The sequence below is a fragment of the Algoriphagus yeomjeoni genome, from assembly GCF_003259505.1.
Taxonomy (GTDB): domain Bacteria; phylum Bacteroidota; class Bacteroidia; order Cytophagales; family Cyclobacteriaceae; genus Algoriphagus; species Algoriphagus yeomjeoni.
Window position 1 is genome coordinate 74,659 of the sequence record NZ_QLLK01000011.1, and the last position, 25,834, is coordinate 100,492.

Sequence of the window (25,834 nt, forward strand, 5' to 3'; positions counted from 1 at the left end):
ATAAACGATATGGTACGTGAATTGGAATTAAGCCTACCATCAAACAAACAATGATATGAAATCAAGCGGTTTGAAACTGTCCTTATTCAAGTGCAAAATCAATCTCGCGAGATTCCATATCACCTTTGAAAAAACTACTATAGATATGAAAACGACCAACAAACTTTTAGCAACGGCATTGATCACTTCTATCACTCTAGGAGGCATCAGTTGCAAATCAAGTAATGCCGTAAAAGGCGGAGCAATAGGCGGAGCAGCAGGCGGAGTACTTGGTGGAGTGATAGCTGGCAAGGACAATACCGCTATCGGAGTATTGATAGGCTCAGCAATCGGTGGATCGGCCGGTGCTATAATCGGCCACGAAATGGATAAAGCTGCTGAAGAGCTTCAAAGAGACCTTGAGGGCGCCACTGTAGAGCGTGTTGGGGAAGGGATTAAAATCACCTTCGACTCTGGCCTGATGTTCCCTGTTGACAAATCTGAATTAAGTGCTGTTTCTAAACAAAACTTATCCGAATTGGCAGAGACGCTGAAGAAGTATGAAGAAACCAACATATTGGTAGAAGGTCACACTGACAGTACTGGAGAAGATGACTATAACATGGATCTATCACGTAGGAGAGCGTATTCTGTTGAGGATTACTTAACTGTAAATGGTATATCCAAAGGAAGAATGGAAATCGCAGCCTACGGCGAAATGCAACCTATTGCCACGAATGAAACGGAAGCAGGTCGCCAACAAAACAGAAGAGTGGAAGTTGCGATCTACGCTAATAAGAAAATGCAAAGAATGGCTGAACGAGGAGAAATTGGAGAATAAATTTTCTCTGATCGATCCCTATTTATAGATTCGAAAGGCGACCATTGGTCGCCTTTTTTAGTTTTTATTTTTTCATTCAAAAATGAATTCTCATCAAAAAATCGGTCTGAATTTCATCTCCAAAAGGAAAAGGATGTGAACTGAATATGCTCAAGCCATTTTTTTCGTAGAATTTAATCGCTCGCTTGTTCTTCTCCCATACGCCCAGCCAGAGGTATTTTTTCTTATTTAGCTTCGCAAAATTAATGGTGTGATTCAGCAAAACCTTCCCTAAACCAAGCCCTATGTACTGATCCAGAAGATATAAACGGGCAACTTCTAGGCTTGAATTATCTTGAAGATCAGTTTGCGCGGGCACGAAATTAACCTTCGCGTAGCCAGCCAATTTGCCATCTACTTCCAGAAGAAAAAAAACGGATGCTGGATTCTCGATTTCCTCGGTAAACTGCTCCTCAGTGAATGCTTCCTCAAGGTAAGCGTGTACATTTTCAATTTTATTTCCTTCAGTAAAGGCCTGAAGGAATGCGATCTTAGCCATTTCTAACAAAGAACTCAAGTCAGCAAAATTGGCTTTTCTGATCAAATAGGACATCCGGCAATAGTAATATTAAGAAACTCGCTTTCTCAGAAGCGCTTCAATTTTGCCACAAATCTAAGCTGATTTTTTCTGCTTTAACCTCAACCAAGGCCTTTTCCTCGAAGAAATAAGGCTCCAAAAAATGCTTTACACTCTCTTTCCTCAACGGCTTTTTTCACAATAGCCAAAACTAGCTGAGTACTACCTCAATAGCTCTTTGATTTGCACTTCTATCTCCCTTGCCTTTTCCTCAGCTTCTTTCAAAGGTATTCCTTCAGCAAGTCCCGGCCTCAAATGTCCAGTTGCTGTTAGCCATGCATCTCTAAGTAAGGCTTGCCTTATTGCGACTAAACCCAAAATTTCTTGACCATTAGGAAAGGATGCGAGAGCCTCATGTAGGTCTGCATAGTTTTTTACCTCAGATTGCCCTAGGCCCAGCAATATCTCCTTTGCCATCAACCAATGCCCCATTTCTCCTGGGTGAATGCCGTCTTTTGCCAGATAAAAAGTGCTGTCCAAGTCACGCTGATCTTCCAGATAGTTAAGCATTGGCCAGTGAATATCCATCACTGTCCACCCATCAGTATATCTTTTTGACAACAACCAATCCGAATAATTATTCAAGACATTAGCATAAGCCGGTCCTTTTACGGGATCATAAACAGGTGGCGTCACGAAAATTGCCTCAGCTCCAATTTCTTTAATCTTACCATCCAGCCAGTTGATCCCATCCTTATATTTTTGAAATCTTCCTTCATCAAATGGCAGATAAATCCCATCGTTCATCCCGTAATTCACAACTACTAAATCAGGCTTCAATTGCTCGAATACCCTATCCAATCGCTCATGAAGGTCTGGTCGGGGAAAAGCACCATTCGCATGATTTTCCTCAGATAGCCCAGAAACCGTCTCAGATGGAAGTCCCAGATTGACCCATTCCAATTCTCGGTCTGGATATTTCAACCGATAGTACGTCTCCACATAACTGATGTACTGACCCGAATAAGTGATACTATTCCCAAAAAAAACTATTCGCTGCGTATCTGCGGGGATCTCATAATTCGCCTGCGAAAAAACAGAAACATTTGGAAGAATGAGCAGTAAGAAAACAAAAGCAAAACGTATCATGATCTGAGTTTTGGAATAAAACGTGTATTTAAATCCAAGGTAAAAAGATATTAGCTCCCTTCTGCAATTTCGGTTTTTAGGAAACTTGCATTTGTGCGCATCGATTGAGCAAACTATCTTCACTTTCTTTTGCCCCAAAGAGGCAACAATTTTCATAGATTTTAAACAACAAAAATGGCTTCAGGATTATTTGCATTGCTAGATGATATCGCCACGCTGATGGATGATGTAGCGGTAATGAGTAAAGTGGCAGCAAAAAAAACTGCCGGGATTTTAGGTGATGATTTGGCTGTAAATGCCGAAAAAGCTTCCGGCTTCGTCTCCGATCGTGAGATTCCGGTACTCTGGGCGATTACGAAAGGCTCTTTGCTCAATAAAATTATCATACTCCCCGTAGCTTTCTTGCTTAGCGCATTTGTCCCAGTAGCAGTGACGATTATTTTAATCATAGGAGGACTCTATCTTGCCTACGAAGGCGCAGAAAAAATCTACGAATACCTTACACCTAATAAGCACACCAAAACTATAGTGCTTGAAGAAGACATTTCTGAAAAAGAAGTTCTCCGACGGGAAAATGAAAAGATTAAATCTGCGATAGTTACAGACTTTATTTTGTCTGTCGAAATCGTGATTATAGCCTTGGGAACTGTGGTCAATGAGCCAATTCTTGAACAGATTCTAGTCGTTACAATAATTGCGCTGATCGCTACAGTTGGGGTGTATGGGATAGTCGCAGTAATCGTTCGCATGGACGAGTTTGGGTTTAAACTCATCGCCATGAACGATCAGAAGGATAGCTTTTCAGACAAAGTTGGCCTGTTGCTGGTAAATGCACTGCCCAAAATAATCAAAGCAATGGGTTTCATCGGCACCATCGCATTACTCCTCGTTTCTGGTGGAATCTTCGTTCACAACTTAGATTTCATGCATCACCTTTTCCCTTCCATCCCATCGATCATTACAGAATTTCTTGTAGGGTTAGTCGTAGGTTTCGCTGTTTGGGCGGTTATTCATTTTGGGAAAAAGCTTTTTACAAAAAGCAAACCTTCAACTCACTAAACAACACCGATTAACAAGAATCATCAAAAGTACTAAAACAATGTATATACATTTATTTCCTATACATTGAACTTTCATACACTTGCTTTGTTTAGTATCCATAACTCCCGAAGGGTAGCTTGGGAGAATGAAAACTGAACCAACATTTTATGCAAGTTTTAGAAAATTTGAATTGGCGATATGCCACTAAGTCAATGAATGGAACGCCCGTTCCACAGGAAAAAGTAGATTACATTCTAGAAGCTGTCAGGCTTTCGGCTTCATCTTCAGGATTGCAGCCGTATGAAATCTTAGTCATCACAGATCAAGCTACAAAGGAAAAAATCAAGCCTATCGCTTGGAATCAAAGCCAAATCACAGACGCTTCCCACGTACTGGTATTCGCAGCTTGGGATAATTACACGGAAGAGCGAATCAACGAAGTATTCAAATACAACAACGAGCAAAGAAATCTTCCAGACTCTGTCACCGATGAGTATCGCAACATGCTTCTGACTAGCTATACTGCGAAAACTGCAGAAGAAAACTTCACTCACGCAGCGAAGCAGGCTTACATCGCACTTGGTACTGCACTGATCGCAGCCGCCGAACAGGAAGTGGACTCCACTCCTATGGAAGGTTTTGACCCAGCAGCCTTGGATGAAATCTTGGATCTAAAATCGAAAGGACTCCGATCTGTGATCGTTTTACCTCTGGGCTATAGAAATGAAGAAGGAGACTGGCTAGTGAACATGAAAAAAGTACGTACGCCGAAAGAGAAATTTGTGACAGTAATCTAACTGGAAATATTTTCTAATATGATTATCCGCAATGAAGCCAGTCACCTTTGATCCTTTGCTTATCTGGTTGGAAGACCGATGACCGAAGACCGAAGTGGCCTTAATTCTAAAGTTTAACATATACTATATTGCTTTAGCCTCATTACTAGTAAAAAAGCGGATATACATATTTTCTAAATACAATAAGCGGATTGGGCAAAAGCTCAATCCGCTTTTTTGTTTTAGCGTAAAGAACTTCCTCCGCTAGGCTATCCAGAACCATAAATCACCTTATTGCCAAACATTTTGGATTACATATTTCTTTTAACTTTAAGCACAGGACCTTCAGAATTAACGCATATGCCTTTTCCAATCCGCAAAAACATCCAAACCCAAAGCTCTGCCGAATTCACAGGAATCGAGCTGACAAAACCTGCAAACTATGCCGCTGGATTTACGGGAGTGAAAGTGGCGCTACAACATACCTTCAAGGAAATGGGCGCGATTAAGTCTTTGCAAACCCTTTCTCATATGAACCAGAAGGATGGTTTTGACTGTCCGGGTTGCGCTTGGCCAGATCCTGAGCATCCTTCCAAAGTAGCCGAATACTGCGAAAATGGCGCTAAAGCTTTGGCTGAAGAAGCTACTAACAAAGAGGTAGACAACGCCTTTTTCTCAAACTATTCTGTGCAGGAAATCTCTAGATGGTCGGATTTCAAAATCGGAAAAAGTGGGCGTTTGGTTGCGCCGATGCTCCTCAAACCTGGCTCCAACCACTATGAAGAATGCACTTGGGAAGAAGCTTTCAGACTTATCGCAGACCATCTTCACGCGCTTGATAATCCCGATCAGGCTATTTTCTATACTTCGGGTAGATCCAGTAATGAAGCAGCATTTCTCTACGGACTTTTTGCGAGAGCATTTGGCACGAACAATATGCCTGACTGCTCCAATATGTGCCACGAATCCAGTGGAATCGGACTTTCGGAAACCCTTGGGATAGGAAAAGGCTCAGTGAAATTAGAAGATTTTGACAAAGCAGAAGTTGTGATGGTAATTGGGCAAAACCCTGGAACCAACCATCCCCGAATGCTTTCTGCATTGGAAAAATGTAAGAGAAACGGTGGTAAAATCATCAGCATCAATCCACTTCAGGAAGCCGGATTGATACGATTCAGAAATCCTCAGGAAATCAGCGGAATGCTGCTCAATGGCCATGGGTTGACGGATATTTATCTTCAGGTGAAAATCAATCAGGACGTTGCCCTGTTGAAACTGATTGAGAAAAAGCTAGCTGCTCTTGAAAAAGCGAATGGAAACGTTTTTGACCATGAATTTATCGAAAAATACACCGAAGGATTTGAATCATTTTTAGCTCACTTAGAAACTCACAGTGAACAAGAATTACTGGAGCTTTGTGGAGTAGATGAGAACTTAATTAATGAAACAGTCGCCCTTTTATCCAAAAAAAGTAAAATCATCATCTGCTGGGCGATGGGCCTCACCCAGCATAAAAACGGGGTGGAAAACATCAAGGAATGCGTCAATTTACTTTTGCTCAAAGGGAGTTTGGGAAAGCCGGGAGTTGGCACCTGCCCCGTACGAGGACATAGCAATGTGCAAGGTGACAGAAGTGTCGGCATCATGCATTTTGTGTCCAAAGAACTGAATGAAGCGATCAAAAAAACTTTTGGCTTTGATGCGCCAGATCATGAAGGCGTGGATGTGGTCAAAGCCATTCCTGCCATGTATGAGGGTAAAGCAAAAATATTCGTTGGCTTAGGCGGCAACTTTGTCTCTGCTGCTTCGGACACTGAATACACCGCCAAAGCGCTTCAAAACTGCGATCTCACCGTACAGATTAGCACAAAACTTAATCGCAGTCATTTGATTACCGGCAAAACTGCACTGATTTTACCTACCCTAGGGAGATCTGATAAGGACTTGAAAGATGGGAAACCACGGCATTTCACCGTGGAAAACAGCATGGGTATTGTCCACCAATCCAAAGGCTTTCTCGATCCAATTTCTGACAATATCAAAAGTGAACCAGAGATAGTTGCTGGAATTGCTGCTGCCTATTTCAGGGAAGATCACCCTGTAAAATGGAAATCGCTTGGATCTAATTACGAGTTGCTGCGAGAGAAATTAGGCGAAGTGATTTTGGGCTTCAAAGACATGAATACCAAATCGGAAGGTTTTGGTTATTACTTACCAAATAATGTCAGAGAACTGGATTTCAGTAAACTCCCAAATCAAAAAGCACAGTTTTCAACTACTTCTCTGCCTGTTCATGACCTACAAGAAAACGAATACCTACTCATGAGTATTCGCTCACACGATCAGTTTAACACGACGATTTATGGTTTGAACGATCGCTACAGAGGCATTCACAATGAGCGTCGTGTGCTCTTTATGAATGAATCCGATATGATTCAGGAGAACCTGAAGAAAATGGACGTGGTAAATATCCTAAGCAATTATGATGGGCAGGAACGAAAAGTATTTCAGTTTTTGGTGATCCCCTACAATATACCCAAAGGCAATCTCGCCGCTTATTATCCAGAAACAAACCCACTTATCCCTATCCAAGAATACGCTGATAAGAGTAATACACCTATTAGTAAGTCGGTGCGTGTGAGTTTGGAGAAAGCAGATTAAATTTTTTAAGTAAAAAAAAAAGGTATGAATTCATGAAGTTAACTTTCGCAGCCCTCTCTTTTTCAAAAGAGGGCCAAGGGGGATTTCTCTAATAAATAGTAGTAGAGCTTAGCCAGACACTTTTGACCGGTCACCACATGCATTTTTCACTTAGACTTATGAAATCCATTTCGTAATAATTCTCCGCTTGAGAATCAGTACAGGTTAGTATTAAAAGAGATAATTGCTATTTTAAGCCAATCTTAAAATGATCTTTAGGTAAAACCCGAATTATCCAAAATAACCTTAACCTTTTCTCATGCAATCCAAACAATGGAAGATCTTGGTGCTTGTAGTCATATGTTTGACCCTCGGCTCCTTTTTATTTCTTTTCAAAGAAAACAAACTCGAACCTATCCTAGCTGGAATCCCTTTTGTCTTTTGGACAGGATTTCTTATTACGGCATTAGTTGTATTTGCCACATTTTTGGGATCAAAATTTTTTCCATTTGAAGATCCGAAGAAGCAATGATCGGTTGGTTAATATTCTTCTTCACGCTGTTCCTGGCCATGCTGGGATACGCCTCTTACAGATCTTACAATAAAGAAAGAACCTCCGACGACTTTATTTTCGCAGGTTCAAACATTGGAACCATATTAGGCTTTCTGACCTTTTCGGCAGCATTATTCTCTGCATTTACTTTTATGGGCATGCCGGATTTCTTCCGAACTCACGGTGTGGGTGCTTGGATTTTCTTAGCTTTTTCGGATGCCTTGATGGTCTTTTTCCTGATTTGGTTTGGGTACGCCTTAAGAAAGCGCGCTTCTATCAATGGGTATAAAGGGGTTGCCGGACTAATGAAATCCTGCTATGGCAATTCGTTTGCAGGGTATTTAGTCTTTGCTAGTGCCTTCCTATTCCTAATCCCTTATGTAGCGATTCAAATCCGTGGAATCTCCATCTTTTTGGATGCGGCTTTCCCTGATATGCTTCCGTACTGGTCTTGGTCAGCACTTTTGGTGTTTATCATGCTAATCTATTCTGAGATCGGCGGACTAAAAGCCATCGTCTATAGCGATGCTATTCAAGGCGTAATCATGCTTACCGTAATTTGGATTATAGGTGTGACCTGCCTACAAATGAGCGGAGGCCTAGAAGCTGGTCTGGCTACAGTAGCTTCTACCAGCCCAGACCTGCTAACACTTCCCGGTCCAAAAGGGCTATTCACCAGTCCATTTCTTATAGCCTCAGCGATAGCCATTGTCCTGATCCCGGTGTCTCAGCCTCAGTTTACTACCCGGTTGGTTGTCATGAAAAATCTGAAATCAGTCCATAGAATGGCTTATGCTGTTGGGATTTTTGCCATCTTGGTCATACTACCAACAGCTTTTATCGGACTTTATGGTGCGATAAAATACCCAGAGGCCAGCACTGCGGATTTCCTGACCAATGCGCTTTTGTTTGATCAGGCAGTTCCAGTGGCCGCACTCGCAGTGGTAGGTTTATTTGCTGCATGTCTTTCTACTACGAATGCCCAGATTTTCGCCTTGGGCACCGAGCTAAGATCTATGCTTACAGGTTCAGACCAATTCAACATGCGAATCACGAAGATATCCATCCTAGTATTTTCACTGATTGTTTTGGTATTTTCCACCTATATGAGTGATGAGTTGGTATTGCTTGCTCGCGTAAGTTTTGCAGGTACTTCTATGATTGCTCCGGTGGTTTTGGGAGCGGTGATGTTCAAAAACCCACCGAAAGAATTGATTTACCTTTCAACTCTTGCCTTGGTAACATTTGTATCATCCCTAGTTGGAATTGTCCCCTCGATTATCGCAGGATATCCACTGGATTTCTTGATGTACTGCATTCTTTTTATTATCACTTTTATCTTGATGCTTCGCCATCATTTGACTCAAAAAACTACTCATGAAGCTTGATTCAACTATTTCAATACATGATTTGGAGACCTCTCTCACAAGATTTTGGGAGCTTTCCGGAGAAAAAATAAACCTAATCGAATCCAATTTCGACACTGCGAATGGTGCGCCTGTTTTCACAGAAAAAGGAAAATACGTCACCCGAGGCTGGACAGAATGGACTCAAGGCTTTCAATACGGCTCGGCGATCTTGCAATTTGACGCAACTGGAGATGAGCAGTTCTTGAAAATCGGTAGAGACAGCACCCTGAACAAAATGGCACCTCACCTCACCCACACCGGAGTGCATGACCATGGATTCAATAATGTGAGTACCTATGGCAATTTGCTTCGCCTAATCAAAGAAGGGAAAATAAAAGGTGCCGACTGGGAGAAAAACTTTTATGAACTGGCACTCAAAGTCAGTGGAGCTGTGCAAGCAATGCGCTGGACCAACACAACTAATGGGGGCTATATTTACTCATTCAATGGCCCGCATTCACTTTTTGTGGATACCATTCGATCCTGTCGTGCTCTGGTTGTTTCTCATGGATTAGGCCATGTGCTACAAGGTGAAAACGACAAGAGAATCTCACTGATCCAGCGGGCAATTCAGCATATTTTGAGCACCCTTCGCTATTCTATTTACTATGGAGAAGGTCGAGACACCTACGATCTCTCTGGCAGAACGGCTCATGAAATCATCTTCAACACAAACGACGGAAATTACCGCTGTCCGAATTCCCAACAAGGCTATACAGGTTTTAGCACTTGGACTCGTGGCTTGGCTTGGGCAATTTGCGGAATAGGAGAAACACTGGAAATTCTGGATAAAATTGATGAAAGCGACTACTCATCCATTATTTCTAAGAACGATTTCATCACAGAATTGAAAAAAGCTGCTATCGCCACCTGTGAATTTTACCTAGCTAACACACCTACTGATGGCATTCCCTATTGGGATACAGGAGCACCAAATTTGCATAAAATGGGAGATTACCTGAACGAGAAATCAGATCCATACAATCCCCATGAGCCAATCGATTCCTCTGCTGCCTGCATTACCGCGCAGGGTTTAATCAGAATTGGAAATTGGCTAAAAAGCTCAGATCCTGAACTTTCGGAAAAGTATATCCAAGCAGGAATTCAAATAGCCAAAAACCTTTTCTCTGAGCCTTATATCTCTACCGACCCAACACATCAAGGGTTGATTTTGCATGCAATCTATCATCAACCAAATGGCTGGGATCATCGCCCTGAGGCTGACAAAGCACCTTATGGAGAATCTTGTATGTGGGGTGATTATCATGCCCGAGAACTTGCTTTACTACTTCAGCGCATGCAAAAGGGTGAGAACAATTACAGCTTCTTTAACTGTGTAAGCCAATGAGCACCGGAAAATACAAACCTCAATACCCAAGAGTCGCCCAACTAAAGACTGCAGAAGACCTAAGTGACCACCTTTTAAAAGAAGGGATTGAGATGGGTTTTGACAAAGAATTAAAAACAGGTGCAAACTCACCCTTCGCGAAAACTCATACCACGCGCGCTGGTAACAGCATTGGAAATGCATTCTGCATCCTGCCAATGGAAGGCTGGGACGGCACAACGGATGGCAAACCTACCGAACTCACCAAAAGACGTTGGAAAAACTTTGCGATCTCTGGAGCGAAACTACTTTGGGGATGTGAAGCAGTGGCCGTACAGCCTGCAGGACGAGCTAACCCTAACCAACTCATGATCAATGAGAAGAACTTGGGTGACTTTGAAGAGCTGTACCAACTTGTGAAGCGGGAACATGAAACTGCTTTTGGTAATTCTGATGATTTACTCACTGGATTGCAATTGACACATTCGGGCAGGTTTTGCAAGCCTAATAGCAAAACCAAAATGGAGCCTAAGATTCTTTATTCCCACCCGGTTTTAAATAAGAAATTTGGTTTGGCTGAGGATTATCCGCTGATGACAGATGGGGAAATCTCAGAATTAATCGATGCGTATGTGATCGCTGCCGTTCGTGCGCAAAAGACTGGATATAAGTTCGTTGACATCAAACATTGCCATGGCTATTTGGGACATGAGTTTCTCAGTGCCTATGATCGAGAAGGAAAATATGGAAAATCTCTAGAGAACCGCACCCGTTTCATAAGAGAAATCACCGCAGGAATCAGAGCTGAAGCACCAGGACTGGAGATTGGTGTTCGCATGAGTATTTTTGACTGGATGCCATTCAAGCAAGGCCCCGAGGGAACTGGGATCCCCGCAACTGAAGCTCCTTATAAATACGCTTTTGGAGGAGATGAATCTGGTCAAGGAGAAGATCTTAGCGAATCTTTTCAGTTCCTGAAGGAATTGGAAAACTTGGATATTGAACTGCTATGCACCACAGCAGGCAGTCCGTATTACAATCCTCATATTCAGCGCCCAGCACTTTTCCCACCATCAGATGGCTATATGCCGCCAGAAGATCCTCTTCATGGCGTGGCGCGTCAAATCTCTGCTGTGAGTAAAGTAAAAAAGGCATTTCCAAATTTCTATACGGTTGGCTCAGGATATTCTTATCTGCAAGAATGGCTACCAAATGTGGCTCAAAATGTATTGGACGCAGGAAAAGCGGATTCCATAGGTTTGGGAAGAATGGTGCTGAGCTATCCAGAATTGCCGGCAGATGTGTTGGAAGGAACTCCAATGAAGCGTGCTAAAATCTGCCGCACCTTCTCAGATTGTACAACGGCCCCAAGAAACGGAATGATTTCTGGCTGTTTCCCCTTAGATCCTTTTTACAAAAAAATGGAAATACACGAAACACTTAAAACGATCAAAGCATCATGAGTCGAGTAGCATTAGTCACGGGTGGGTCGCGAGGAATTGGATTGGGAATAGCACGCAAACTTGCCGAAGCTGGAATAAACCTAGCGATAAACGGAGTGCGCGAAGAGACCAGTGTCAGAGAGGCTTTGGAAGAGCTGAAAGGATACGGTGTTCGGGTAGAATACCTACAAGGGAATATTGCTTCTAGCGAGGATCGGAAAGCAATCGTTGAAGGTTTGTTAGCGAAATTTGGTAAAATCGATATCCTTGTCAACAATGCCGGAGTAGCGCCGAGAACCAGAAGTGACATATTTGATATTACAGAGGAAGACTACGACCATCTCATGGAGATCAATCAAAAAGGCACCTTTTTCTTGACTCAAGCTATAGCAAAATGGATGGCGGATTTGAAAACGACCAATCCTGATTCGGAAATTTCTATAGTCAATATTACCTCTATTTCCTCTACAGTAGCCTCCACCACTCGGGCTTCGTATTGCATGTCCAAGTCTGCTTTATCCATGCTTTCTAAGGTGTTGGCTGTGAAAATGGCAGAATATGACATCCCAGTTTATGAGATTCGACCAGGCGTTATCGAAACGGATATGATCGAAAAAGTCCGCGAGAAATACCACGAGGGAGTAAAAAACGGAATGACGCTAGAGCGAAGAATGGGAGTTCCTGAGGATATTGGCAAAGTAGTAGCTGCGTTAGTAAAGGGAGATCTCCCCTATTCTACTGGTCAGGTGATATGTGTTGATGGCGGAATGACTATATCGAGGATGTAGTATACAGATTAGATTCAAACAACATCAATACGATTTCGTAGACATTGTTGTCTGATTTTACGACATTTAGCTATGGAATTTAATAAATATATCGAAATCAATCCCAGCAAACGTTTTGGAAAACCAACTATCATCGGTACTAGAATTTCAGTAGCAGATGTTTTAAACTGGTTAGCAAACGGAATGACCAAAGAGGAAATTATTTCCGATTTTCCAGAGCTGTCCGTAGACAGCATTCACGCCTGTTTGTTATTTGCAGCAACGAGAGAAAAACAATTAGGAATAGCATCATGAAGCTCTTGTTCGATCAGAACATTTCCTTCAAAATTGTAAAATGGCTTTCAGATATTTACCCAAAAGCAAAGCAGGTTAGGTAGCTAGGAATTGAAAATTTTTCAGATAAAGAAATCTGGGAATATGCCAAGCGCGAAAATTTTATAATTGTCACCTTCGATGCTGATTTCTACCATTTTTCAATTGTGCGGCAGCACCTGCCCAAAATCATTTGGATCCGTTCAATTTCCCAATCTACAAATGTGATTGAAGCATTATTTAGAAAGCACCTACTAGATATCCAATTTTTTAACGAAGATGCGACCTTGTCTTGTCTGGAGCTGATGGGAAAAACTCAAATGGACTGAAAATCAATTATTTGAACTAGGCTAATGATTTAGTCAGTATTTCACTTAGCCAATCATTAACCTTCAAATCCATCACTAAGTGAATCCTGTCAGATTCCCCTTCATTTATGACTCGATGCGGATCAGATAGCCTAAGGTACCAGCACTCACCTTCCTGCATCTTCACTTTAGTGTTATTTACAAAGAAGCTTACCTTTTCGTTGGTGAAAATAGGAATGTGAACTCTAACTTCTCCTTCATCTAGGTCATAATCCCGATGTTCATTTATTTCCGATCCTGGAGTCAGTTTCATCAATCTAACGGAACATTTTTCTGCCTCAAAACAAGCCAAAACAGATTTAATATAGGGACAAAGTTCCAAAAAAGGAGTAGCTACAAAATCATAATCTCCGGGAATAGCAGCTGCCATCTGAATAGGGTGAGTCACACCTGCCTGTGCCGTCAGCGGAATCACAGACCAGTTACCGTCATAATTCTGTGTCACAAAATGATCGATCCACTCAATGTTAATCAGGTTTTTTACTTCTGACTGGAGCGTAAGAATATCAAAATGAAATGGAAGTTGAACCCTATCTGAATTGCTCATTTATAAAAAGTTGTCGTGACAATGCACATTAAATATAGCTGTTTAGTTTTGAGCAACAATTACTAAAATCTATGGCCTTCTTGCAAAGTCAATTCAATTTCTCGAGTTTGTAGCATACTAACATCAAAGCCCCATGACCTCCCGCATACTACTTTCTTTCCTCTGCCTTTTATTCTTCAGTTTCCAATCTTTGGCGCAGCAAAAACGAACCAAAATCGGAGTAGCAGGGCTCACGCACGGGCATGTAGGCTGGATTTTGAATGCAAAGGATCGTGCTGATCTGGAAATTGTTGGAATTGCTGAACCGAATAGAGCGTTGGCAAAACGTCTGACTGAGCAACATGGAATTTCTATGGATTTGGTTTTTGACACCATGGAAGAAATGCTTGAAAAAACGAAGCCTGAGGCTGTGACTGCATTTGGAAATATCTACGATCACTTGGCTGTGGTCGAAGCATGTGCGCCGAAGGGCATTCATGTCATGGTGGAAAAGCCTTTGGCGGTAAGCTTAGATCATGCTAAAAAGATGAAGGCACTTGCAGAAAAACACAACATCCACCTCATCACTAATTACGAGACTACTTGGTACCCAAGCACTTTCAAGGCTTATGAAATCCTCAAAAGTGGAGAAGTGGGTGACTTGCGAAAAGTAGTAGTACGCGATGGTCACAGAGGACCGAAAAAAATTGGTGTAAGCGACGAATTCCTAGAATGGCTGACTGACCCAAAACTGAATGGAGGCGGAGCTATCATCGATTTTGGGTGCTATGGAGCAAACCTGGTCACCTGGCTAGAAAGTGGGAAGCGTCCAATTTCTGTTACTGCTGTCACTCAGCAGTTGCAGCCTGAAAACAATCCAAAGGTGGATGATGAGGCCACAATTATCTTAAATTACGAGAATTCACAAGCCATTATCCAGGCATCTTGGAACTGGCCAATTGGCAGAAAAGACATGGAAATCTACGGGCTTACCGGAGTGATTTATGCAGACAATCCTACTGATGTTCGAGTTCTTCAGGCTGAAGGCTATTCAGGTTTTGAAGAAGAAAAGCTGAAACTTGAATACCAGAACACCCCATTTGAGGATCCTTTTACGCTATTTCTTGCAGTGATTAATGGTGAGCTAACTCTTGAGGAATATGCTCTTCCTTCTTTGGAAAACAATATGATCGTAGTGGAAATACTATCTGCTGCGGTGGAAAGTGCGAAGACTGGAAAGACGGTTTATTTAAAGTAGGAAGTTGGAAGTCAAAGAGCACTATGCTTTAACTTTTGGCTAACATGAATGAGCGACCAATAAAAAGCCGTTCGTTTGGTCCTTCCTTACGGTAGGCAGGCACGAACGGCTGCAATCAGTTAGCAAATCTTTAATTCTTGATTCTAGAATCTTGGTTCTCCATTCTAAAATCTTGCTACTTATGTCTTGATACTTGCTACTTTTTAAAGCTCTTTAATCTTCAAATTCTTAAAGATCACGCCCTGTCCTTCACTCTGCAGGCCGATGTACCCTTCCGTTAGCGCCTTCCCATCCACTTTATACTGCGGATCAAAGTTATTTGCTACTCCTCCACCAATCTGAGGTTTGGTGTATCGAAGCACCTCTTCATCGTTAACAAGATGAATCACCAACGAATCTCCATAAACGATTAAGTCAGCTTTCACCCACTCATCCCATTTGAAGGTTGGAGAAGTGGAATTGATGCAGTGACGAGGATCTTTTTCCCCTTCGAAAAACACATCCGTACCAGGTGAACACATATTTCCAGTTGGTCTAGGCACTCCTTCTTTTTCTTCAGCCAGCATTTGCCACTCTACAGAGATTGGCCAATCCTGTTCTTTCAAAATCGTCTCCGGAGCTTGAGAGTGGAACATTACTCCGCTGTTTCTATAGGTGTAACTCGCCGCGTCTTCTAACCATTGATCCGTGAATCTATACTCCCAAGTCATATGGAAGGATGAAAATGGCTGCTTATAAAACAAATGTCCATAGCGATCATTAAAACCCTCATTATAATCATCGTAGTTCACTTCTATCGTGCCATCTACTACTCGAAAAGTGTTTTGATAGTTATCGCCAGACTCGTGATGGTAGATTTTCGGAGTCCAATTTTCGAGGTTTTGACCATTAAACATTTCTGTCCATTCAGGCTTGGGTTCTTCTGCAACCTGAGTTTCTTTTTTCTCAGAACTACAGGAAATGAGTATGCTACCTATCAGGGAAGCAAATAGTACTTTTCTAAACATGGAAATTAGGGTTGAGGTAAAAAGATAAAAGTAAGGTAAGGAATTCTATGGTTCTCCTGAATTCTTTTGGATGAATGTGCTCTTTCTAGGAAGTGCGGCAGGAAGCAAAAGACTTACCTGTCAAAAACTGAAAGGCATGCTTTCCTATTTTGGCAGAAATGGAGTCAGGACAGCCCATCATTTCACCATCTATTTGAAACTCCGCTCCTTCTAAATTATCGATCTGACAACTGGACACACTCCAAGTCTTTATGCATTCCAATTCATCCAAATTACCTTTCATAAATGCCATAGTCATTTTCACGTAATCTTCGGCTGTCTCAGGATTGAGGGAAATAACTTCAAACTTTCCGTCATCCATAACCCCCTTGCAATTCACTATTGCGCCGGTCCCGTACTGATCCCCATTGGCAATCACAATCATCTTTGCACTGATTTCGATCGTTTGATGATCAAACTTTAGCAGGAATTTCTTTGCCTCAGAAGAAAAAATCTCTGATAAAGAATTTTTCACATATCCGAACATTCCTCTACCATCATCCTGCTCAAATTTCTTGATGAGGTTGGCATTCATTCCAAAATCTGCAAGGTGAAGACATAGTTCTCCATTCATAAGAATCGCATCGATCTGATGAACTTTGAAATCCCGAACAGCCTCCCAGGCATCAGAAATCATTTCAATCCCCATGCATTTCGCCAATCCATTTGCAGATCCCATAGGCACAATTAGAAGATTGGCATTTTGTTCTTTTAAGCTTTTGGCAACCATCTTTACAGTACCATCACCTCCACCAATCAAAACTAAATCTGGTTGATATTTTTGAAATTCTGCCAAAACCATTTCCTCATCGTTTTCACCAGTGGTTTCTATGATATAGGGAGTAAAGCCTGGCACTTTTATTTCAAGCATTTCATTAATCTCATCTCTATCAAAATCGTTTGACCCAGAAATTGGATTATATACAAAAAGACAATTCTTCATAACCTGATCTAACTTAGTTAAAGCTTAATTCTTCTTCTAAAATCTGCATGGCTTCTTCTGAGCTTTCAATGAAGTGGAAATGCTCCAATGAAATAATATGCTTGAGTTTTTCTTTTCTATCTGGATCAAACTTTTCCACTAATCGAATAAAAGTACCTTTCACTCGATTAGGATGTTTCCCAATAACTTCAGCATAGATTTCAGGATCTTCCTGTCCACTATCTCCAATCAAATAAAAAGACATCTCAGGGTAAAGATTGAAAAGCAATTCTATCTTCTCGAACTTGTGATTATGATTGCCACCTCCCGATTTCCAAATATTCTTCAAGTTTATATGCTTGTCTTTCAGCAAAATGGGGCCTTCGGGAATATGTCGGAATCTGAGAAAATCTTTAATTAGGTCAAATAGTGACCAGTCACTGCTGGAAACGTAAAATATAGGATTTGAACCATTTCCTGTCAGCTTTTTGTAAAAACTAGATACGCCTGGAAGTGGTCTTCTGGTAAAAGCATTTTTAGAAATCGATAACCAAAACTTTTTCCCAATATCCGTGGAATGAGAAATGATAATTGTATCATCAATATCAGATATCACTCCTGTGCCACCTTCATATCTTACTACTTCTAATTGCGCAGACTGAGATTTCTTGGAAGTGGGCTCTAGCACCTTGAATAGAACTATCTCACTGAGGTTCTCACTAGGTTTGCATTCCCCAATCTGTAACTCAAACACCCCATCTTCGTCAGTGGCAACCACATAGCTTTTTTCCTGAAAAGTAATTTCTACTTTGGCCATCGGAACCGATGAACCAGAATATCTTCTGATAGCTGCCAAGATATTCTTTAGCCAATTATTTCTTGATGAAGGTCTCTTTTCCTTATAGGCCTTTATCACCCGGCCTTTTAAAAAAACGACTTCATCATTACCGATCGCTAAAAATGGTTCTACAATTATTTTGTCGCGCTTGACTATTGCCATACTGAAAATTGATAGTTGGTTCTACCCATTTAGATCAATAATCAGGCTGTATCTGTAAAATTCAAAACAAAAGAGCCTTTTGGAGGTGATTTCCCAAAAGGCTCATATTCGATTAGTGCTTCCAGTCGTACTGATCTATCTCTTCTAAACAGGTTTTCAACAACGCTATTGAGTCTGCTATATCTTGCTTATGAGCCATCTCAATAACCTGATGTAGGTGTCGGGTAGGAATGGAAATAGCTCCAGCTATAGCGCCTTGCTTACCCATTCGCTGAACTCCCGCTGTGTCGGTTCCTCCAGCCACAAGTATCTCCGGCTGCCAGGAAATCGCTGCATTATCAGCAGTTTGCTTCATAAATTCCACCATGCGGTAATCACAGATCGTCATCGCATCCATAATTTTTATGGCCGTCCCCTTACCGAGTTCTGTTACTTTTTCGTGAGCCTGTGCTCCAGGCACATCAAAGGCAATCGTGGTATCCAGCGCAATTCCAAAATCCGGATTAATGCCGTGAGCAGCTACATTTGCTCCTCTCAGACCAACCTCTTCCTGTACGGTGAAAGTAGCGTAGACGTCATAAGCAGGGTTTTCAAGTTGCTTAAGGGCTTCAATTAGAATAAAAACTGCCACCCGATTATCGATGGATTTACAATTTACACAATCACCCATTTCGATCAATTCCCTATCTCGGGTCACTGGATCTCCTACAGTGATGTATTTTTCCACTTCCTCTTTAGACATTCCCAGATCGATGAAAAAATCTGTTGTCTTTGGAAGTTTGGTACGCTCCTCAGCAGACATCACGTGGATCGGCTTACTTCCCATCACGCCTACCAGATCCTTTTTACCATGAACGATCACGCGCTGCGCGGTCAAAGTCTTAGGGTCAAACCCACCCAAGGTATGAAATCTCAAAAAGCCATTGTCATCAATATGTGTGACGATAAAACCTATCTCGTCCATGTGTGCGGCGATCATTACCCGCTTTCCGTCAGGATTTCTCTTGCCTTTCTTGACGGCAATTACATTCCCGATATTATCAACTTTGACTTCATCGGCTAGTGGAGTGACCAAATCAATCACTAAATCTCTTACTCTTTTCTCAAAACCTGGTGCTCCGGCGATTTCACAGATTTCCTTAAGAAGGGCTACGTTAATGTTCATTTTCTATTTTTTTCTAATTAGGTGAAATTAATAATTTGAACTGTCTTGAAAGTGAAAAAGGCACAAAGAATAACTTCTCTGTGCCTTAACTATGATTTGCTTTACTCTTTTTGGAGCATCACAAACCAATTAAAATGTATTAATAAGCTCTTACAGTCTTGCCTTCCATGAAGTTCGCAAAAGATCTGTTGACAACTCTCATCCCGCCTGTAGTAGGATAATCCCCTGTGAAATACCAGTCGCCAAGATGGTCTGGACAGCATTTGTGAAGATTATCAACTGTCTGATAAATTACTTTCACTTCAGCTTTGATATCATCATTGGTTACAATCTCAGAGATTTTCTCAGAAATCTCATCATCAGTAAATGAGCTATACACACCTTTCACAAAATTCTCTGTTGAATAAGGATGTGCATTACAAGCATCATAAACTTGATCCAAGGTGTTCTCAATTTTCCTCTCCTTGATCAAAGCTAAAGCAGCTCTGAAAGCAATGAATTCCTTCATCTTCGACATGTCGATTCCATAACAATCAGGGAATCTAATTTGCGGAGCTGAAGAAACTATAATAATTCGCTTAGGACTCAACTTATCAAGAGTGGTAAGTATGCTCTTTTCCAGCGTAGTACCTCTTACGATACTATCATCAATTACCACAAGTGTATCTATGCCTGACTTAATCACTTCATAAGTGGTGTCGTACACATTTGCGACTATGGTATCACGGTCTTCATCGTTGGTGATAAAAGTCCGCAACTTCACATCTTTGCTGACAAGCTTTTCTACTCTTGGGCGGAAATTCAATAGCTCGTCAAGATCCCCCATGTGCGGTTTGCCGTCCACGAAGACTTCTCTTCTTTTGGCTGCCAAGTAATCCTCCAGGCCTTCGATCATTCCAAGAAATGCCGTTTCAGCGGTATTTGGAATGTATGAAAACACGGTGTTTTTCAGATCGAAATCAATCGCTTTCAAGATCTGAGGAATTAAAGCCTTACCTAGATTTTTTCGCTCCTGATAGATATTTGGATCAGTTCCTCTGGAAAAATAGATTCGCTCAAAAGAACAGGATTTCTTTTCCCTTGCAGGCATAATTTCAGATTCTGCAAAAGATCCATCCTTATTGATTACCAAAGCATGCCCTGGCTGAATCTCCTTGATGGAATTGAAATTAATGTTGAATGCAGATTTGATCGCCGGCTTTTCAGAGGCAACTACGATCACCTCATCATCTGCGTAATAATAAGCTGGACGAATGCCTGAAGGATCTCTCACCACGAAAGCTGAACCATTTCCCACAATTCCAGCCATAGCATACCCACCATCAAAATCTCTACACGATCTTCTCAGGATTCTAGCCATGTCCAATTCATTCTCGATCAATTGGGTGATCTGCTCATTGGAGAATTGGTGCTTGTATTTATCAAAAATTCGTTGATTTTCTTCGTCAAGGAAGTGACCGATTTTCTCCATCACTGTGACAGTATCAGTTTTTTCCTTTGGGTGCTGACCTAGCTGAACAAGCTTATCAAAAAGCTCTTCCACGTTTGTCATATTGAAGTTACCGGCCATTACTAGATTACGGCTTCTCCAGTTGTTTTGCTTTAAGAAAGGATGACAAGTCTCTATGGAATTTTCACCATGCGTTCCGTATCTCAGGTGCCCTAGCCAAACTTCTCCAGTAAACGCAATGTTTTCTTTCAACCAGTTTCCGTCAGTCAATGCATCATGACCTCCGATTTTCTTTGCTTTCTTGTACTTGCGGTTGATTTTATCAAAGATGTAATTAACTGCTGAAGGCTCAATTGATCTATATCTACTGATATATCTAGTCCCAGGCTTGGTGTCAATTTTGACATTAGCGACTCCAGCACCATCCTGACCTCTATTGATTTGTTTTTGCATCAGGACATACAATCTGTTAGAAGCAAAAGCGGCTGTCCCGTACTTATCAATGTAATATTGGGCAGGTTTTCGCAATCTAATCATTGCTATGCCGCATTCGTGTTTGATGGCGTCACTCATAGAGTATGGCAAATGTTATTTTGAAGAATCAAAGTTACTAGTTTTTAAAAGAATTTTCCCTCAAAAAAGTTCGGTTTCAAGATTATATATTCTGTCAAATCTGTCCATTCAGAATAAGCTGCGAAATAGCTGAGATAGCCTATGTTTTATTGGGTGTTTTTAGATTTCTTAAGAACAATCTGAGGCTTTTTTCTACAAAATAACTTTTGATTTTTATCAACAAATTGCTCTAAACCGCATTTTCACTAATTGGCATACCCTCTGCATCTAGTCTAAAAGATTCAAAACATAGGTTTTGGATTTAAGAGTCCGGACTCTAACAACAGATTAATTAAAATTACCTAAACCAACTATTATCATGAAAAAAGTTCTTTTTATGTCCGCTATGTTATTTGCTGGAATTGCCATGGCTTCACCAGTGAGTACCACAACCTTGAATGCTACTACCAAAATGGAAATCCAGCAAGAGAAGGTGAAAATCGAAACCGATGCACTTCCTGATCCAATAAAAGCTTCCATAGCTGCTAATGAAGAAGTAAAAGCCTTAGTGATTGCTGAAGCTTTTAAAGTAAGCAAGGTAGATGGCACTACACATTTCGAAGTTGTATTTGATAATGGTACAGAAGAAAAACTGACCAAAAAATATGACGAAGAAGGAAATGAAATAAAAGACTAGTTGCTTAAACCCTAAAGTTAAAAAGCACCGGGCACTTGTCTGGTGCTTTTTTTGTTAACTAGCTCTACAAAGAAAGATATTCATGAAGCGTATATTATTAGTAGAAGATGATCTGACTTATTCCAGGATCGTCAAGACCTTTTTGGAGAAAAATGGATTCATCATTCAGACTGCTGTCAAAGTCAAGGAAGCCCAGCAATTATTTAGCAACTCTAAGTTTGATTTGATCATTGCCGACTTCAGATTACCGGACGGCACCGGCATGGAATTGCTGCAATGGTCCAAAAGCAATTATCCTCAAACCCAGGTGATCCTGATCACTCACTATTCCGATATACGAATTGCAATTAAAGCGATGAAACTGGGAGCCTTCGAGTACATTACCAAGCCGATCAATCCTGATGAGCTTTTGGCAACTGTAAAGGAATCTCTTTCCGCCAAAATACCTGACCCTATTTCTTCGGACACCATAACAGCTCCCTTAAGTTCATCAGCCAAAAACAAGGTGAACAGTAGCTATGTTGTTGGCAGTTCTGCTGAGGCAGAAAAACTTGAAAAGCATATCCAACTAGTCGCACCAACAGACTTGAGCGTACTGGTACTAGGGGAAACGGGAACAGGAAAGGAATTTATTTCAAGAAGAATTCATGATTTCTCTACCAGAAAAGATGGGGCTTTCATTGCAATTGACTGCGGGGCTTTGCCCAAAGAACTAGCTGGTAGTGAACTTTTTGGCCATGTAAAGGGTGCCTTTACGGGAGCTTTAGAAAACAAAACGGGGCATTTCGAGATGGCCAATGGTGGCACCATCTTCCTTGACGAAATCGGAAACCTTAGCTATGAGGTACAAATCCAATTACTGAGAGCGATTCAAGAAAGAACAATCCGGAAAATCGGAGGCAATAAAGAAATTCAGATAGATGTACGAATTATTGCTGCCACCAATGACAACCTGATATTGCAGGCTGGAGATGGACATTTCCGTGAGGATCTGTACCACAGACTCAATGAATTTACCCTCAGTGCCATCCCTCTCCGCAGTAAAAAAGAAGATTTAGAAGATTTCGCAGATCAATTCTTAGAAGAAAGTAATGAGCGGCTAGGCAAAAATGTCAAGGGATTTTCTCCGGAAGTTTGGGAGATTTTCCTTGGGTATGACTGGCCAGGCAACTTACGGGAATTGCGAAATATCATCAAACGGGCGGTTCTTTTGACTTCAGGATCTCATGTAGAGAAAGAATCCTTGCCTGCAGACTTATATGAGCCATCTATCAGTTTGGTTGGGTCAAACGGAAGCTATTCCTCAATAACAAGCAAAACTGACATGCTTTCTCCGAAGGATTACAAATCCCAGTGGATAGAGCAGGAGAAGGAATTGATTCAAAAAGTACTGATGGACACCAAGTTTAACAAGTCCAAAACTGCCCGGATTTTAAATATGGATCGTAAGACCCTTTATAGCAAAATGGAAAAATACGGATTGGATTAACTAGGTAAATCCGCTGTTTTTTCAATGGTCTCGGAAAGCGCTGATAGCAGGATATTAATTTCTTCATCCAGCTGATTTAGGGTATCACCGAGACCATTTTTGTTTCCTATTTTCAAACTGTTCTCCACCTTTCTGGCAGTATGGCCTGCAGTACTTTTTATCTGACCAAGGCGGCTCCCCAACTGATGGCAGATCTCTAAAATCTGATCATAATCATCTTTCAATCGAGCCTTTTTCAATTTGTTGAGATCCTTTTTAGTCTCTACAACTAATTCACGCACAATATCTTGGAGCAATAACTCATCGCCCATACAGAACCTGGCTAAATCTTTTAATTGAAAAAGGCTATTATCCGACTCGCTGATTTTATGACTTAAAGGAGAGTTTTTCACAACGTGATCTGGAAAAAACTTGCCTAAACATTCGATCAATACTCGCTCCTGGAAGGGCTTGAAAATAATCTCAGAAAAGCCGCTTTCCATCATTTTATCGCGCTCCTCCACAAAGACATTCGCAGTCATCGCGAGGATAGGAATTTCTTTATACTTTTCGATAGATCGAAGTTTTGCCACCACATCAAATCCTGAAAATTCAGGCATTTGAATATCCAAAATCGCCAAATCAAAATCGACTGCAACAAACTCATCACGGAAATTCACTCCACCAGGATATGCGATAATCGAAGCTCCAAAGTAACTTAGGATAGTCTCCAAATACCTTATCCCCACCTTATCGTCATCTACCAGAAGAATCTTCAGCCCAGAAAGATCGATGGTTGCAATTTCATCTGGGTTAAACTCCGCTCGTTGAGCTTCTGTAGCTACCATAGGTAAACTCACCAACATATCAGTCCCTTCACCCTCCACACTTTTGGCGGTCATCTCTCCTCCCATCAGATATACCAAGCGCTGAACTATGGCCAATCCGAGTCCTGTTCCACCATATTTTCGGGAGATCGAGGTATCCGCTTGGTCAAATTCCATAAACACCTTCTCAAGTACAGCTGGAGACATTCCAATACCCGTGTCCTTAATCTCCACAGTCAGTACATTTTTTACCCACCCCACATTTACACAGATCGAGCCTTCCGAAGTGAATTTAAAGGCATTGCTCAGCAGGTTATTCAGTATTTGCTTCAGTCGAAGCTGATCACCAATCAGCCATTTATCTTCTGGCAGATCCAAAGTCCATTCAAAATCAACTTTCTTTTCCCCAGCCTGCAATTCAAAGAAACTTTGCAAGGAAGAGAAGAGTGATTCTGGATCAAATGGATGAGCTTCCAGCTTCAACTTGCCTGCTTCCAGCTTTGAAAAGTCGAGTACCTCATCGACGATTTCCATTAACGTATCCGAGGCAAAACCAATCATTCGGAGGTGTGATTGCTGACTAGAGTTTAGTTCTGATTTTTCCAAAACAGATCTGTACCCCTGTATGACATGCAGAGGATTTCTAATCTCATGACTCATATTCGCCAAAAACTCCTGCTTTGATCTAGCCAATTGCTCTGATTTCTGCCGGGAGATTTCTAGATTCTCCTGATACTTCCTGGTCACTTGGATCTCCTTCAAAATCGAATAAACCATAACCGCCGCGCCTATCACTGCCAAAACTACGATCAAGATCAGGAAATAGGTCATGTCATAGGTGAGCTGATAGGCAGAATCGTTTTGGCGATCTGATTTCTCGATTGCTCGCTGCTGTAGCGTACTTACCAAACTTTGAATCGTGTTGATTATTTTACTTTGGCTGGCGGAAATATCAGATTCCATTTTTGCCAGTTTCTGCCGCTGAAATGATTCCTCCCGATTGACCCTGTTGATCACTCCTTTGATGCTGTAAAGAACACTATCTAGAGTTTGCCCTTCAGGCATATTGGAATCTTTGAAGTTTTGCTTTTGTAAATCACGTAGGAAGGCAATGGATTTATCGTCCTCTGTGGCAATGATGGTCTTCTGCTGAACTTTGCCCGTCTTTGCCTCTTGGCGAGAAGATATCTCTTCCTCCAGCTCATTGAACAAAGAGGCTTTTGGATTGATCTTTTCTATGGGTTTTTGCTCCAGACTCGCCGCTCGCCTTCTGATTCCCAACTCTACTTTGTTCAGGGCTTCTTGGGTGAAATTTCTATTTGCCAAACTTGTCTTCACCTCATACAGGTTGACATAACCCAGAATAAGGGTATCCAGATTAGTTTTTACGCTTTGTATATAGCTATTTTCTAAGGAGTCTTCAGCCAATAAGGCTAATTCCTGAAGCTTAAGCTTGAGCGAAATCACACTTGAATCCTGAACCCTAAAGTCCTGATCAACTGTAGAATGATCCATTTGGGTGATTTGGATAATCTCAGATTGGAGATTATTAAGCAGGTTCTGTTTTTGATTGGGCTCGGCAAGCTCCTTCATGGTTTCAAGGAGCCTATTCTGAGTATAATACGTCAACCCTGCCATTCCAATCAGGAAAATAGCGGCTATGAAAAAGCCAGTAACGACTTTCCCAGCAGTATTGGAACTAGGGGATTTCTTATTCATTAAAAACACTTTACCCCATGAAC

General features: G+C 41.4%; 21 protein-coding genes and 1 pseudogene. 13 read left to right on the plus strand and 9 right to left on the minus strand.

Annotation, left to right across the window (positions count from 1 at the left end; translation table 11 throughout):
- Window positions 1–145 precede the first annotated feature (145 nt).
- Window positions 146–820, plus strand: a complete 675-nt coding sequence (locus LV83_RS17030; RefSeq protein WP_111612825.1) for an OmpA family protein — start codon at window positions 146–148, stop codon at window positions 818–820.
- Between the two features lie 76 nt (window positions 821–896).
- Here LV83_RS17030 and LV83_RS17035 read toward each other — a convergent pair whose 3' ends face one another.
- A complete protein-coding gene (locus LV83_RS17035) occupies window positions 897–1,412 on the minus strand; it encodes a GNAT family N-acetyltransferase (protein ID WP_111612767.1) in 516 nt (171 codons plus the stop codon).
- Window positions 1,413–1,598: 186 nt separating this feature from the next.
- Complete coding sequence (locus tag LV83_RS17040) at window positions 1,599–2,525, minus strand: SGNH/GDSL hydrolase family protein (protein WP_111612826.1); 927 nt, start codon at window positions 2,523–2,525, stop codon at window positions 1,599–1,601.
- Between the two features lie 174 nt (window positions 2,526–2,699).
- Here LV83_RS17040 and LV83_RS17045 point away from each other — a divergent pair, with 174 nt between their 5' ends.
- From LV83_RS17045 to LV83_RS21640, 9 genes and pseudogenes are all read left to right on the plus strand, one after another.
- On the plus strand, window positions 2,700–3,584 hold the full coding sequence (locus LV83_RS17045; protein ID WP_111612768.1) for a DUF808 domain-containing protein: 885 nt from the start codon (window positions 2,700–2,702) through the stop codon (window positions 3,582–3,584).
- A 149-nt stretch (window positions 3,585–3,733) separates the two neighbouring features.
- Window positions 3,734–4,363 (plus strand): NAD(P)H-dependent oxidoreductase, encoded by a 630-nt coding sequence (locus tag LV83_RS17050; protein ID WP_111612769.1) that lies wholly within the window; start codon window positions 3,734–3,736, stop codon window positions 4,361–4,363.
- Between the two features lie 339 nt (window positions 4,364–4,702).
- Window positions 4,703–7,003, plus strand: coding sequence for an FdhF/YdeP family oxidoreductase (locus tag LV83_RS17055; protein ID WP_111612770.1), 2,301 nt, complete (start codon window positions 4,703–4,705; stop codon window positions 7,001–7,003).
- Between the two features lie 507 nt (window positions 7,004–7,510).
- The gene (locus LV83_RS17065) at window positions 7,511–8,923 is read left to right on the plus strand and encodes a sodium:solute symporter family protein (protein ID WP_111612772.1); all 1,413 of its coding nucleotides are present in this window, start codon (window positions 7,511–7,513) and stop codon (window positions 8,921–8,923) included.
- The gene (locus tag LV83_RS17070) at window positions 8,913–10,292 is read left to right on the plus strand and encodes a glycoside hydrolase family 88 protein (protein WP_111612773.1); all 1,380 of its coding nucleotides are present in this window, start codon (window positions 8,913–8,915) and stop codon (window positions 10,290–10,292) included. Before LV83_RS17065 ends, LV83_RS17070 begins: the two co-directional genes overlap by 11 nt.
- Entirely contained in the window at window positions 10,289–11,734 is a 1,446-nt protein-coding gene (locus LV83_RS17075; RefSeq protein ID WP_111612774.1) for an oxidoreductase, read from the plus strand. The genes LV83_RS17070 and LV83_RS17075 overlap by 4 nt, the downstream gene beginning before the upstream one ends.
- Window positions 11,731–12,501 carry a 3-ketoacyl-ACP reductase gene (locus tag LV83_RS17080; protein ID WP_111612775.1) on the plus strand — a complete coding sequence of 257 codons (771 nt, stop codon included), beginning with the start codon at window positions 11,731–11,733 and terminating at the stop codon, window positions 12,499–12,501. The genes LV83_RS17075 and LV83_RS17080 overlap by 4 nt, the downstream gene beginning before the upstream one ends.
- A gap of 72 nt (window positions 12,502–12,573) precedes the next feature.
- Window positions 12,574–12,795: a DUF433 domain-containing protein gene (locus tag LV83_RS17085; RefSeq protein ID WP_111612776.1), complete on the plus strand. Its 222-nt coding sequence runs from the start codon at window positions 12,574–12,576 to the stop codon at window positions 12,793–12,795.
- Window positions 12,792–13,142: pseudogene (locus tag LV83_RS21640) on the plus strand (DUF5615 family PIN-like protein). Before LV83_RS17085 ends, LV83_RS21640 begins: the two are co-directional and overlap by 4 nt.
- A 16-nt stretch (window positions 13,143–13,158) precedes the next feature.
- Here LV83_RS21640 and LV83_RS17095 read toward each other — a convergent pair.
- Window positions 13,159–13,728 carry an aspartyl/asparaginyl beta-hydroxylase domain-containing protein gene (locus LV83_RS17095; RefSeq protein WP_111612777.1) on the minus strand — a complete coding sequence of 190 codons (570 nt, stop codon included), beginning with the start codon at window positions 13,726–13,728 and terminating at the stop codon, window positions 13,159–13,161.
- Window positions 13,729–13,861: 133 nt separating this feature from the next.
- Between LV83_RS17095 and LV83_RS17100 the strand changes: the two genes are divergently transcribed.
- Entirely contained in the window at window positions 13,862–14,965 is a 1,104-nt protein-coding gene (locus tag LV83_RS17100) for a Gfo/Idh/MocA family protein (RefSeq protein WP_111612778.1), read from the plus strand.
- A 203-nt stretch (window positions 14,966–15,168) separates the two neighbouring features.
- On the opposite strand, the gene LV83_RS17105 is transcribed toward LV83_RS17100, so the two are convergent.
- The 5 genes from LV83_RS17105 to LV83_RS17125 all read right to left on the minus strand — a co-directional run bounded on the left by LV83_RS17105 (window position 15,169) and on the right by LV83_RS17125 (window position 21,121).
- Complete coding sequence (locus tag LV83_RS17105) at window positions 15,169–15,972, minus strand: 3-keto-disaccharide hydrolase (RefSeq protein WP_111612779.1); 804 nt, start codon at window positions 15,970–15,972, stop codon at window positions 15,169–15,171.
- 85 nt (window positions 15,973–16,057) lie between these two features.
- The gene (locus tag LV83_RS17110; RefSeq protein ID WP_111612780.1) at window positions 16,058–16,954 is read right to left on the minus strand and encodes a diacylglycerol/lipid kinase family protein; all 897 of its coding nucleotides are present in this window, start codon (window positions 16,952–16,954) and stop codon (window positions 16,058–16,060) included.
- Window positions 16,955–16,967: 13 nt separating this feature from the next.
- A complete protein-coding gene (locus LV83_RS17115) occupies window positions 16,968–17,933 on the minus strand; it encodes a phosphatase domain-containing protein (RefSeq protein ID WP_111612781.1) in 966 nt (321 codons plus the stop codon).
- Window positions 17,934–18,045: 112 nt separating this feature from the next.
- Window positions 18,046–19,098: a M42 family metallopeptidase gene (locus LV83_RS17120; RefSeq protein ID WP_111612782.1), complete on the minus strand. Its 1,053-nt coding sequence runs from the start codon at window positions 19,096–19,098 to the stop codon at window positions 18,046–18,048.
- Between the two features lie 139 nt (window positions 19,099–19,237).
- Complete coding sequence (locus tag LV83_RS17125; RefSeq protein ID WP_111612783.1) at window positions 19,238–21,121, minus strand: amidophosphoribosyltransferase; 1,884 nt, start codon at window positions 21,119–21,121, stop codon at window positions 19,238–19,240.
- A gap of 358 nt (window positions 21,122–21,479) precedes the next feature.
- On the opposite strand from LV83_RS17125, the gene LV83_RS17130 reads away from it, so the two are divergent.
- Window positions 21,480–21,797, plus strand: a complete 318-nt coding sequence (locus LV83_RS17130) for a hypothetical protein (RefSeq protein ID WP_146613746.1) — start codon at window positions 21,480–21,482, stop codon at window positions 21,795–21,797.
- Window positions 21,798–21,879: 82 nt separating this feature from the next.
- The gene (locus LV83_RS17135; RefSeq protein ID WP_111612785.1) at window positions 21,880–23,286 is read left to right on the plus strand and encodes a sigma-54-dependent transcriptional regulator; all 1,407 of its coding nucleotides are present in this window, start codon (window positions 21,880–21,882) and stop codon (window positions 23,284–23,286) included.
- On the opposite strand, the gene LV83_RS17140 is transcribed toward LV83_RS17135, so the two are convergent.
- Window positions 23,283–25,811, minus strand: coding sequence for a hybrid sensor histidine kinase/response regulator (locus LV83_RS17140; protein ID WP_111612786.1), 2,529 nt, complete (start codon window positions 25,809–25,811; stop codon window positions 23,283–23,285). The genes LV83_RS17135 and LV83_RS17140 overlap by 4 nt on opposite strands.
- Window positions 25,812–25,834: the final 23 nt, after the last annotated feature.